This window comes from Bacteroides timonensis (assembly GCF_000513195.1).
Classification (GTDB): Bacteria; Bacteroidota; Bacteroidia; order Bacteroidales; family Bacteroidaceae; genus Bacteroides; species Bacteroides timonensis.
Genome location: NZ_CBVI010000063.1, coordinates 22,969 through 35,412, shown reverse-complemented (window position 1 = coordinate 35,412; position 12,444 = coordinate 22,969). Strand labels below are relative to the sequence as shown.

The 12,444-nt window shown below is 43.1% G+C and carries 8 protein-coding genes; 2 read left to right on the top strand and 6 right to left on the bottom strand.

What is annotated here, in order from left to right; all coding sequences use genetic code 11:
* Positions 1 to 79: 79 nt before the first annotated feature.
* The 4 genes from BN161_RS12580 to BN161_RS12565 are packed head-to-tail and all read right to left on the bottom strand — an operon-like array spanning position 80 to position 7,944.
* On the bottom strand, positions 80 to 1,009 hold the full coding sequence (locus tag BN161_RS12580) for a DMT family transporter (RefSeq protein WP_044266666.1): 930 nt from the start codon (positions 1,007 to 1,009) through the stop codon (positions 80 to 82).
* Between the two features lie 46 nt (positions 1,010 to 1,055).
* A complete protein-coding gene (locus BN161_RS12575) occupies positions 1,056 to 3,221 on the bottom strand; it encodes an ATP-binding protein (RefSeq protein WP_167332528.1) in 2,166 nt (721 codons plus the stop codon).
* 14 nt (positions 3,222 to 3,235) lie between these two features.
* Positions 3,236 to 5,200, bottom strand: a complete 1,965-nt coding sequence (locus BN161_RS28110; protein ID WP_052356265.1) for a transporter substrate-binding domain-containing protein — start codon at positions 5,198 to 5,200, stop codon at positions 3,236 to 3,238.
* A gap of 23 nt (positions 5,201 to 5,223) precedes the next feature.
* Positions 5,224 to 7,944 carry an ATP-binding protein gene (locus tag BN161_RS12565; protein WP_044266664.1) on the bottom strand — a complete coding sequence of 907 codons (2,721 nt, stop codon included), beginning with the start codon at positions 7,942 to 7,944 and terminating at the stop codon, positions 5,224 to 5,226.
* Between the two features lie 268 nt (positions 7,945 to 8,212).
* Between BN161_RS12565 and BN161_RS30915 the strand changes: the two genes are divergently transcribed.
* Positions 8,213 to 8,473: a response regulator gene (locus BN161_RS30915; RefSeq protein WP_081743693.1), complete on the top strand. Its 261-nt coding sequence runs from the start codon at positions 8,213 to 8,215 to the stop codon at positions 8,471 to 8,473.
* 69 nt (positions 8,474 to 8,542) lie between these two features.
* The gene (locus tag BN161_RS12560; RefSeq protein WP_044266661.1) at positions 8,543 to 9,220 is read left to right on the top strand and encodes an MIP family channel protein; all 678 of its coding nucleotides are present in this window, start codon (positions 8,543 to 8,545) and stop codon (positions 9,218 to 9,220) included.
* Positions 9,221 to 9,663: 443 nt separating this feature from the next.
* Here BN161_RS12560 and BN161_RS12555 read toward each other — a convergent pair whose 3' ends face one another.
* Positions 9,664 to 10,941, bottom strand: coding sequence for a glycosyl hydrolase family 18 protein (locus BN161_RS12555; RefSeq protein ID WP_074435136.1), 1,278 nt, complete (start codon positions 10,939 to 10,941; stop codon positions 9,664 to 9,666).
* 24 nt (positions 10,942 to 10,965) lie between these two features.
* Positions 10,966 to 12,429 (bottom strand): BACON domain-containing protein, encoded by a 1,464-nt coding sequence (locus tag BN161_RS12550; protein ID WP_052356264.1) that lies wholly within the window; start codon positions 12,427 to 12,429, stop codon positions 10,966 to 10,968.
* Positions 12,430 to 12,444: the final 15 nt, after the last annotated feature.

Sequence of the window (12,444 nt, the reverse complement as noted above, 5' to 3'; positions counted from 1 at the left end):
GCTAATTTTACAATGACAGATACAAAACGTATCCATGAATATGGAGTAGGGGGGACTATGGTCTGGCATAAAACATACATTATAAGAAAAACAATGAAACTCCGACAACACTAATGACAGCACCAATGATTTCTTTAACAGTTACCCGTTGTTTGAACAGTACATAAGCCGGCCAAAGAATAAATATCGGAGTCAATGCCATCAGTGTAGAAGCAATTCCTGCTTCGGTATATTGTACAGCCATCAGTGACAAAGACACTCCAATGAAAGGTCCCGTCAGCGTAGCACCAATGGCAGTATTGACACCTTTTCGGTCTTTCATAGCTAACTTCATAGTATAGAATTCTTTTCTCACGGCCATTACCGCCACAAATCCGACCAACCCGGCAATGGCGCGGATAAAAGTAGAAGCAAACGGGAGCAGGTTGGTAACACTATCCATACCGTCAGGGATGGAATTGGCATAATAATTCATGCCTACCTTACTCAAAACCAGTCCTACACCTTGCCCTACACCGGCACCTATACCAAACAACACCCCTTTTAAGGGGAGTTTCAAACTGACTTTGTGGGTAGCCCCTTTGTTGAGTACAGAGATTCCGATACCTGTTACGGTGACTACCATTCCTGCTATCGCCTGAGAGGAAAGTCTTTCACCCAGAATGAACCAACTGGAAATGGCCGCAGCGATGGGGGCGAGCGTCATAAAGAGCTGGCCGAAGCGGGAGCCTATCAGTATATAGGAATTAAACAGGCAGTAATCGCCCAACACATAACCCACCACCCCGGATAGAATGAGCCACAGCCACGTTTTCGCATCTGCATACATGGGGAGCGGGTTACCGGTAAATATCCATAGTGTAACAGACAATAATAGCATGGATAGCAACATTCTGAAAACATTTAGTTGCAAAGCCCCCAATCTCTTACTCGCTACCTCCGAGCATAATGCGGTGATAGTCCACGAGAAGGCTACGACCAACGATATTATTTCACCTAAGTATTGCATATTGTTTGTTTCTAAAAAAATCCTGCAAAAATACGCTTTTTCTATTTTACGGAAGAATCGGATGCAGAAAAACAAAGCGTGCACCATCTGTATAGGATGTATCCACATACACACGTCCGCCTACCAAACCGGCAATGCGGCGACAAATATTCAGGCCCAGACCCGTTCCTTGCTTGAAATTGTCCAACTTCTCAAAACGCTCAAAAATACTTTCTGCCTTGTCAGCCGGAATGCCACTTCCGGTATCAGCTACCGAAAACTCAATAGCGTTACCCACCATGAGATAGGCCAAAGTGATGCTTCCATGCTCGGTGTATTTGCAGGCATTAGTCAGAAAGTTATTCAGCACTTGTTGCAAGCGTGCCGCATCCGTATTCAATACCATCTGATGGGCTGCATCGGGTTCTTCCAGACGCAAATCCACTCCGGACGGTACGCGGTGAGCCATGCTGGCTATAACCGAATGACAAAGTTCGCTCACACCGACGGGAGTTGGATTTAATACATAGGTATTGCTTTCCAATTTAGACAAGTCCAAAATATCATTAATCAGGGTGGTAAGCAGCTCGGTGTTAGTTTCAATCAACCCTAACATTTCCTTACGCTCTTCGGGTTCGAAGTCCACCAATTCTTCATCGCTGTTGAGCACCTCGGTAAAGCCTATTATTGCATTGAGAGGTGTACGAATCTCATGGCTCATGTTCTGCAGAAAGAGAGATTTCAGTTGGTTGGCGTTTACGGCTTCCTGACGTGCCTGTTCAGCTTCACTTTGAGCTTGTAAGGCAATATCTCTTTCTTTCCGGACAATCATCTCCGTTTTTCTTCTGTGTATGATGTAATGCCAGAGAAAAAGAATGACCAGGAATAAAAATAGCACCACTATGCCCAGGATGATATTCTTCAAATGATTTTGTCGGATGGTGCTTTCCGCACGTTCCGATTGCCGGAGTGCTTCTACTTGGTTATGCGCTACTTCTTCCTCCTTTTGCTGCAATGCCAGTTTTTTATTGTTCAACTCCAGACGGGTAGCTCTCAGAATCAGCGTGTCACGTTCCCAACCTATTTCCAGCAAGCGGCGTTCGCTGGTCATTTGGGCAATGCGCATCTCGGAATTCTGCAATTCCAAGCGGCTCTTTTCCGCATTTAACCGCTCGTTATCGAAACGGGAGGCCAGATCAGCTAACAATCGGTCTGTTTCTTCTGTACGAGTGGAATCTCTTAAGCCGATATAAGTGTCGTACCACTCATAAGCTTGCTTATAATCCCCCAAGCTTTGATAAATCAACCTTTTCAGATGGGCTTGTACTATCTTACTGGTTATGGAATCGCTGAATAAAATAGCCTTGTCCAAATCTTCCTTTCTCCGGTAATAATTGGACAAAGTGATAAAATATGTATCGCTTGTTGCTCCATATAGCGGATATTTTTTCCGTAGGAATGCTACTTCTTGCAAATAAGGCCATGCAGCATCCGGGTGATCTGCATCCAGTTCAGCGGAAGCCATGCGGGCATAAATTCCTATTTTCTGCATTCCATTCAATGCTGTTTCCAACGCTTTCTGAAAATAAACTAAAGCAGAATCCAATCTTGGCTTCCGCTCCGGGTATCTGCTATAAATGGCTCCTATATTCTGATAGATACTACTCAGGCTATTGGTTTCTTTATTTGAGATTGCATATTCCAATGCCTTTTTATGCAATTCCAAACTCTTTGCATAATTCTTCTGGAAGGAATAGATATTTGCCATGTGCTTGTAGCTTGATGAGATGCCATACCCGTTGTTCAAGCGGATGGCTTCCCCTTGCATGGCTTGCACCTCTTCCAATGCTCTGCCATACCATCTTTGCCGTTCGTAATAACTTATCAACCTCATCCAGGTACTGAACAAGTACTGATGAAAGGGCGTTTTCTCTATAAACTTCCGTGCATCCTTTATCGCTTTCTGAAGAGAGGGTATATCCTCTATATAATAATAGTGGTCGCATTTGACATGCCACGCCAAACACTGCGCTTTCACATCCCCTTTCCGGGCTGCTTTGTGAAACAGGGAGTCGGCCATGGCAAGAACAACCTTCTCTTTCAATACTTTGTTGCAGCGTTGATAGTCCGCATATAGCTTATCATCTATCTTGAAAGGGTTATTCTGTGCTTGCAGGGAAAGGCTCATCGTCCACCCTATCAGAAATAAGATATATACTCTTTTATGCTTCATCTTACAATTCATCTTTAGCAAACAATCTCGGCTTCACATGGCAGCCATGCCCAAAATCTGGAACCTTCTCCTTCTTTGGAGGTAAATCCAATTTTACCGCCACAAGCATCTACAATCGCCTTGCAAATAGATAATCCTAATCCTGTACCTTGTACGAAAGGGTTTAGTTTTTCGAACCGTTGAAAGACAAGATATTGCTTATCTGCCGGTATACCATTGCCGGTATCTTCCGTATAAATCCAAATGCCGCCGTCTTTATATAAATAGCCTATTTTAATGCTGCCTTTTTGAGTATGCTTGATGGAGTTGGTAGTAAAATTGGTACATATCTGTGCCAAACGGCTACGATCCAGATAGACATTACACTCTGCATACGGTTTGTCTACAATAAACTCCACATCAGGATTCACACACCGTTGCTGTAAGGAGGCAGATAACTTCTCGAAGTAGCAAGCCAGGTTAAAATGTTCATTATACAGTGTTACCTCGCCGGATTCTATACGCGAGAGATCCAATATATCGTTAATCAGATTAAGCAGCAGCTCATTGTTTGTATTGATAATCTGCGAATATTCTTTCCGTTCCTGCGGGTCGTCAGTTTCTTGCAGCAATCCGGAAAAGCCGACAATCGCATTCAGCGGAGTACGTATCTCATGGCTCATATTGGCCAAAAAAGCCGATTTCAACTTATCGGCTTGCAAAGCGCGCTGCGTTTCGTGCTCCAGCCGGTTCTGTGTACAGATAAGGTCTGTCACATCACGCCTTACGCCGGAGTAAGCTATAATCTTTCCATTGGCATCCCGCATCGGCATCCCGTTGATGATGGCATAGCGTGCATCCTTATTTTCACTATTCTTCTGTGGAAGCATTTCCCATTGTAAGGTGAAATCTTCTTCCTGCCTATCGGCCAGACGCTTCATAAACAAGCGGACTTCTTCCCGTTGGGATGGGATAATCCGCTCCTGAAGTAGTTCCTCTACGGATATAATCTCTTGCAGGCTCTCGTCGCCAAAGTCCAGTCGCAGCATTTGGGTGACAACATCGAACTCCCATATCAAAATGTTGCTATGGTTAAATACGTAACGCATCTTCCGTACATACTCATTCACTTCGTTATTTGCTTTCCTTACCTGCCTGCGCAACAAGATTATAAACAGATAACCGATGGCAACCACTATAACCAATATACCCAATGTGATGTAAATCCAATAGGGAACTTTGTGAATAGGAGTGCTGAACCACTTGTTGAAAATCCGGTCATACTCGCCTTCACGCTGCAACTTATAAAAAGCCTTGTCTATGACTGTCAATAACGAATCGCTTTTCCCTGCAAAACAATACTCGTCGGGAGGTAAGTCAAGTTCTGACATTTCCAGATTGTCCAGTTCTAATTTTTTTATGATGCTCAATCCCATTTCTTCGTTGCACAAAGCTACGTCATGTTTTCCTTCGGACAACATGCGAAGCCCTGCATATAAGTCCGGTACAACAATGATATGTGCCTTAATCGCCATATCCTCCAATATCTCCTGAGTAATGGCTCCGTCCTGTACTATAATTTCCAGTCCTTCCAAATCTTCCAACCCGGTAATAGGGGCACGCCCTTTGCGAAATACTACATCCTGATAAACAAAGGTATGGATTGCTCCGAATTTGAATATTTCCGCCCGACGGTTAGAGTACATGATTCCTGTTATAACATCCACTTTCCCAGTCTGAAACTCCTCTACCACTTGTGGCCAATACTCCAGAGAAAGCGTATAGGGCATACCCACTCTTTTCATGACAGCATGGATCAGTTCGACATTAAAACCATCCGGCTCTCCTTGGTCATTGATGAACTCATAAGGCGGAAAAGCCCGGTCGCCTTTGATAACCAGCTGTCTGGAAGGGGCACTTTGCACTGCCCCTATCCATACAACTTCACACAACATTACAAACAAAAGGAACCAAAAACGACTCTTTACTATCTTATACATAACTCGTAATTTTACCTGTTCAATCAATCTATTGCCATTCTTTTATCAGGTAGGGTAAACCAGAAGGTTGAACCTACGCCAAGCTGCGAATCGGCTCCGATATCTCCGCCAAAGCGATCTATTATACTCTTACAGATGGAAAGTCCCAGTCCCGTTCCTTGTTTGAAAGCATCCAACTTTACAAAACGGTCAAAGACTGCCTTTACTTTCTCGGCAGGTATTCCTTCACCTGTATCCGTCAGATAAAAATACCAGTCACCGTTTTCCTGCTGCCTATATCCAAAACGGATACTGCCATAGTGGGTGAACTTTATGGCATTTGTCATAAAATTATTGACCACCTGCATGAACCTGTTCGGGTCAATCCTCAGCATCACTCCTTGGGGAGAGTCTTCAAAGATAATTTCCACGGCAGACTCCTTCACACGCCAGCGGGTTGTCTTTTCGAGTTCTGAAAACAGGGCATATATATCCGCATCCTTATAGACGAACTCCATTGTTCCCGCTTCAATTTTAGAAAGATCCAATATGTCATTAATCAACTGGAGTAATAACTCCGTATTGTTCTGGATGATTCCCGAATACTCGGCTTGTTCGTCAGAATCCTCCGTTTCAGCCAGCAGACTGGAAAAACCGACAATGGAGTTGAGCGGTGTACGGATTTCGTGACTCATGTTCGCCAAAAATACATCTTTCAGCCTATTCGCTTCTTCAGCCGACCTTTTTGCCTGAAGGAGAGTCTCTTCCAGCTCCTTCTGCGCACTGATATCTTTATTAGCACCAACTATTATTGCAGGATTTCCTTCAGCGTCATATTTCAATACCGTTGAATGGCTACATATCCAGACAGGAGTATCCAATGTCCGGCTAAAGCTTTTGTACAAAGTAAATTCCTCGTGAAGTGAAGGTACATCCCCTTTCAAGAATCTGAAAACATTTCTGCTGACACAATCTCTCATTTCAGGAGAAATCAGGTCCAAAAAGTTTTTCAATTTGCATTGATTACCTGTAGGCATGATTCCTGAGATACCATCATAAGTAAGTATATCTTTCTTGATGTCATACGTCCAGAGGCTCATCTGCGAAACCTCCATGACCGTTTGCAGGCGCTTGTTCAATTCTGCCAGCTTTTCGACATTCTGTTGTTGTTCCGTCATGTCCCAGGCGGTCATAAGCAACCATCTTCTTCCATCCGGGTGTGAAATGATACGTTTGTTTACATAAAGGAAAAGTGCGTTACCATCCGGAGCATTGAACCGGCATAAGCCGGAAAACCGCTTGTCTTTTTCAAGTATTTCCAGATCGTTCCGATTCATGGTCAGCATCATCTCACTGGAAGACAAGGCCACATCCATGTTTTCCATTACCTCTTTCCGGCTGACCCCGAATATATGTTCGGCCTCTTTATTCCAAAAAAGGAATCGTAACCCATCTTGTATATCCCGCACCGCAACCGCCACTGACAGGTTACTGAACAGATTCTCCAGAAAAACCTTATTATCTTTCAACGTCTTGATTTTCCGCTCACGTGAGCGTTGTTTGAGAGCATAGGCACACATTCGCATCATAATGATGATGGCTATCAATGAGAATATGACTATCAGCATAATAATAGTCCACTTATTTTTTTCCCAGAAACTTGGAGGCGCTTGTACGTAAACCGCCTCTGAAGGGAACAACTCTACCGGAATATCATAGTGCGAGAGGTGCGTATAATTCAGTATCGTCTTAGGTTTTCCTCCCATCATAAGGGGCATATCACGAGGCTGTTCCCCATTCAGGATACGATATAGTACATCAATACAGGTTTCTGCCAGAGATTTCACATTAATATAATGCCCTCCGGCAAAACTGCCTGTTTCCGGATTCAAATCCGTTAATGTGAAGACCGGAGCCTTGGAAAAAGCAGAAACTATGGTTTGTATGTTGTCATCCAGATAGGTATCAATACTTTTGCGCATTGGTACAAACCAAGAGTAATAAATCAGCCCGGTATGTTTCTTTTCTGTTGAAAGCGTGTCCAGAAGATCTTGCGTGTTCAACTGAGGGCTGGTCAACTCCTGGAGCTTTATATCAGGGAAATATATACCCAATGTATCTTTCAGTTCAATACGTGTGAAAAGGCTGATATAACGTTGGTCGGAAACAAAAGCTATTTTATCCATATCAGGCATCAACTTACGCATCAGCGATACCGTTTCTCTTATGAATACCGGCTGTTTAAGCGCTACTGCATTATAAGGTTTCAGGACTTCTTTAGTGGGTCTTAATTCCGATTTCAGGTGCATTTCGTTTTTGTCCAACATCACACTTATGTCAGGAGCCATACGGTCACGTGCCATACAGATGACAGTCGGTACATCTTTCCAGATATCCTCAAATAAAGGTTTGCACAACAACCAGCCCGGATCACCTATAAACAGTAAAACCAGCGGTTTCCGTTTGTGTTCATACTTTTCCCGTAAATAATGGAGCTTGGCATCAGCTTCCTCCAAAGACTGCAGAGACGGCACGGCAAGAGCTTCTTCCTTAACAGCCAGTTTTAAGCCCAAGCTTTCACTGACTACTTTAACGTGGTCTGAAGTAAACTCATCCCGAATAGTTTCGAAGAGCAGACGTGTCTTGACCTCGTTAAAATTAATAGAATTCAAAACCAATATATAATCTATTTCCTCTTTATCTTGTGCATATAAGTTCCCGGTCATTCCAAGCCATAACAAAATGATATACAGTACTTTCTTCATATTTATTGTTGTTGTTTGTTGGGTGTCACCTTTATTTATAAGAGTTTATCCATACTTGTTACCTCTCTTCTTCAAAGCATTGTATCCGTTCTTTTTAGCAGAAGGTTTTAATATTAAATATAATATTAGCGAAATTAGCGAATTGGTTGCTCGGCGGGTATATCCATTCGGGTAAAAAATATACCTATTTGGAACCTTGCCCTTTTATTCATCATAAAAATTGAATAAAGAAAGGGATATTGTCTATTTTTGTACGAGAATATTCTAGATTTCTTTACTGATACTTATCTTAAGTAATAAAATCTGTGCAAACGGGAGGTACATCAGCAAAGTAAATCTTAACAAACTACTATTAATAACAGATGATGCAATCAGGCAGCTCGAATCAAATGTTCCTATTATAGCCGTTACAGCCTTTGCCTATAATGACGATAAGGAAAAAGTGCTGTCCAGAGGTTTTAACGGATTCCTGCCTAAACCACTGGAGAAGAATGCCTTGATTGAGATGCTTCATAAAACGGGAGTTTAGTTTGCGTATGAGAAGAATGAAAATACAGTTTTGAATAAGAATTTACTATTTCCATAAATAAAAAAAGTTATGAACAAGAAATTTTTAGCAGAAGCACTTGGAACAATGGTGCTTGTTCTGATGGGCTGCGGAGCAGCTGTTCTTAATGGAGGGGCAACTTCAGTTGCCGGCGTGCTAACCATTGCCTTTGCATTCGGCCTATCGGTCGTAGCAATGGCATATACCATCGGAGGCATATCGGGCTGCCACATCAATCCAGCCATCACACTTGGAGTATGGCTTTCCGGACGTATGAAAACCGGTGAAGCAATTGGTTACATGGTGTCGCAAGTAATAGGTGCCATAGCCGGTTCGGCCATCCTTTATGCCATAACATCAGGACTAGGCATAACAGGCACCGGTGCAAACAGTTTCGGAGAAGCTGCACTCGTCCCCGCTTTTATTGCGGAAGCGGTATTTACTTTTATTTTCGTATTAGTAGTACTAGGTACAACAGCCAATGAAAATTCGGCACCTAAGTTTGCCGGGCTAGCCATTGGCCTCACATTGGTTTTAGTCCACATCGTTTGTATTCCTATAACCGGAACCTCTGTCAATCCGGCACGCAGTATCGGACCTGCTCTGTTTGCAGGCAGTGAAGCCTTAGCACAGCTATGGCTCTTTATTGCTGCTCCATGCGTAGGAGCTGCACTATCTGCCATCGTCTGGAAAATACTGGCTGCTCCCCAAAGGGAAATAAGAAAATAATATAAGAAACTCTGTTAATGCTGTTCCCCAACATCCCTAAACGTTTTATATTTATAAGATGATTAGAGGATGTTTGGGGATTTCTTATCCTAAACCTGTCTCGAAAAAGTTACTTTTACAAAAAAGGAACTTTCTATGTTTCATTGTTATATCCCATTATATCTCTATTTCATTGTCATTCACTACCAAAGGAAAGGTTTAGGGCATGGCTATCTTTCGGGATTTTCGGGCTGTTTTTAGCTCGTGCTTTCAAGAAAAGAATATCATCTCATATGGGAAGATACCTTTAACCTATAAATTTAGCTTACTTTATTGTTTAAAAAGGAGGTGATAAGAGGACCTCCCTTTAAATTCCAAATTTATCTATTTCTTGCCTCTATAAGGTCATATTCTTTTCTTTAATTATTGAGAATGCCTTCTCATGGAGCTACAATGTCCTTCTCTTATTTTTGCTGAGACATCACTTCACCCACTACATTAATCAGCTTCCAGTCTTCTTCGTGTGCATCTTGGAACAATTGCCAGATCATGACACCACCGAAACCTTCATGCATTACATATTGGCATTTCTTCCGAATGGTGACTCTACCATTGTAGAAAGTCTTGCTTTGTACATCACTGTCGGCTACTTCTGCCGTTTTTCCGAAATATTCGAGAATTCCATGATAGCGGACGGCTCTTACTTCATCTTTGGGAACGGTTTCATCCCAAGAATAACCATAAAAAGGAAGTCCTCCTACAATTTTTTCTTTGGGAGTCAGATTCGTATTCAGCCAATAAGCTAAATCTGCAACAAAATCATCAAAAGAAGAGTGTTGTACGGGGGTCGTGGTAAAACTTCCGTTATCATAACTCATTAAGTTGATATAGTCGAAATACTGCTGCCATTCCTCAGTATATGTCAGCCATCGGCTGCCTACTGCGCAAGTCATCAGCATATTCTCGTCTTTAGCTGCGTGCAATGCCTGGATGAAAGCAAGGAGTGACGGAAAATTAGCATTCCAGTTTGTGTACTCTTCGTAGTCAATATCGAATCCATCGAGCTGGTTTGTTCGGGTGAACTGTATAATATTGGCTATCAGTGCGCTTCGGGAAGTTTCGTTACTGATAGCTGTTGTAAATTCACCTGCGGTATTTTTAGCAATAGAAATCAAAACTTTTACACCTTCCGCGTGTGCTTTGTCACGAATCTGCCTGATGTTGGTGGCCACTCTGTCTGTATTCAATGTACCGTCGGATTTCGCTAATGCAAAACTGACATTGATATGTGTTAGATATTCCCAATGTATATTATCGAATTGGTCATTATATTCCCAGTCGTTGGCAGGCAGATAGCCGATAACTACTTTTGATGATGGTTCCGGCTCGTTTTGCAGTTCCGGCAGTAAAAGAGTATATTCCGCTATTTGGTTATCACTGCTTGTCACCGTAAATTTCTGTTCCATTTCCCAACGTTTTATGTCCTGTGGGTTGGGGGAGATGGTAGCTCCCCCTGATAATAGATATTTAACCCCGGTGATTGCCGTTCGGCTGGTTATGCCACTGATACTGATTACTTTGGAGGTTTCATTGATACTTCCTCGATAATAAGTGCCTCCACATTGCAATGTGAATTGCTCGATTTTGGCTTCCGGCTTCCCGGGAGTTGCGTCATTGCTGTTGTCGTCGCACCCCATGCAGAAAGTGGCCATTAGAGTAAATAATATAAATAATGTTTTCATTTTCATTTTTTTAGTTATTTGTTGTTATTCATCTCCCCAGTCGATTGGGGCGGTGTATTCCCACCAGTCATATACCACGGTTCCGGCACTCGCGCCAAGATAGATGAACGCATCTGCATAATTGAATGATACTCCGTTGCCATTGTCATGGCTGTCCATGAGTACACCGTCCAAGTACCACTCTATTTTCATCAGACCGGCTGTCTCGCTCTTTGTGAGATTAAGGCCTAATGTATATGATTTCAAACTCTTGTCGAATGCCTTGTTTCTTTCAATGATAGGTGTCCAAGGTGAAGTACTGTAATTGGTCTTTCCTGTACTCATATTCAGATGCCATCTGATTTCATTGGAGCCATAGGTGAAGAATAAGGTAGATTGTGCATCATCGGTCATCGATTTGATACGGAATGAGTAGTATCCCGGAGCAAAGCTGCCGCGTGTCACGCGTGCGGCGGTACAAGTAAGGTCTCCGTTTGCCATGCCGGTTCCGTTGTTGATGCCCCAGTTATTCGGGTCATCGAACTCATGCCGTACGGCAATCGCTTCGTTCGCTTGCTTCAGCGTGATGGTACGAGTGACCGGAGTAATACCTTCCACTACCTTGGTAGACAGAGTGAATGATGCTTTCAAAACAGAAGATCCTGTGTTGGCATTAAGTCGGATAACCAGGTTCTGTGTGCCTTCAAATTCTGTTTGCTCGAATGAATACCATTCTGCATCTGCGTCATCTTTGGTAACTGTCCATTCAGTGTTGGAAACAACCGGCAAGGTGATTTCGTGGGCTGTATGGCCGGTACGAATCGAAGTGTTTTCCGGATCAAGTTGCACGCCGTCTTGAGTACACGCTACCTCGGCGGTGGCTATGCCATGCCGGTCGTATACGACTACTTTGCCATATCGTTTCTCACCCTTGTTCACTGTACATTTTACGGTGACTTCTCCGTCCGACTCACCGCTTTCACCGGATGCGATAGAGAGCCATCCGCTGCCTTCGGTAACGGATGCGCTCCATTTCTGGTTGGATTTTACCTGAAATGTTCTCGTACTGTTATCTTCTTTCGTCAGGAAGAAATCCTGGTCGCCTTCCAACGCCATGTAAGCAATTCCTTTTTGGATTACGGCTACTTCTTTGCCAATCCAATAATCGCTTTTGATAGTGATTGTATCCGTGCGGTCATCCAATGCGGTGTTGGGCTTATAGGTGATTTGTACATCATAGAGTTCACTGGCTTCGCCTTTGTCCGGTGAAATGGTACACCAGTCGCTATGGTTGCTGTAAACAATCCACGGGTCAGTGGACTTTACCTGAATATTCACTGTTTGCGTACCATCTGCAGTAATCGTATAGCTGTCATCAGCTTTATAGCGCAAATCCACCCATTTCATTGCCTCGTTGTCCCGGCAGGACTGGGCAAACATTGAAAGCAGGATAATCAGCGTACCTATACAGGTACGCCGATTGATTCTAATATTTATAGTCCGTTTCATAAAATTCTCTTTTCA

Coding starts and splice junctions, on each gene's coding strand:
- BN161_RS12580 (WP_044266666.1), bottom strand. CDS start 1,009: ATGCAATACTTAGGTGAAATAATATCGTTGGTCGTAGCCTTCTCGTGG.
- BN161_RS12575 (WP_167332528.1), bottom strand. CDS start 3,221: ATGAAGCATAAAAGAGTATATATCTTATTTCTGATAGGGTGGACGATG.
- BN161_RS28110 (WP_052356265.1), bottom strand. CDS start 5,200: ATGTATAAGATAGTAAAGAGTCGTTTTTGGTTCCTTTTGTTTGTAATG.
- BN161_RS12565 (WP_044266664.1), bottom strand. CDS start 7,944: ATGAAGAAAGTACTGTATATCATTTTGTTATGGCTTGGAATGACCGGG.
- BN161_RS12560 (WP_044266661.1), top strand. CDS start 8,543: ATGAACAAGAAATTTTTAGCAGAAGCACTTGGAACAATGGTGCTTGTT.
- BN161_RS12555 (WP_074435136.1), bottom strand. CDS start 10,941: ATGAAAACATTATTTATATTATTTACTCTAATGGCCACTTTCTGCATG.
- BN161_RS12550 (WP_052356264.1), bottom strand. CDS start 12,429: ATGAAACGGACTATAAATATTAGAATCAATCGGCGTACCTGTATAGGT.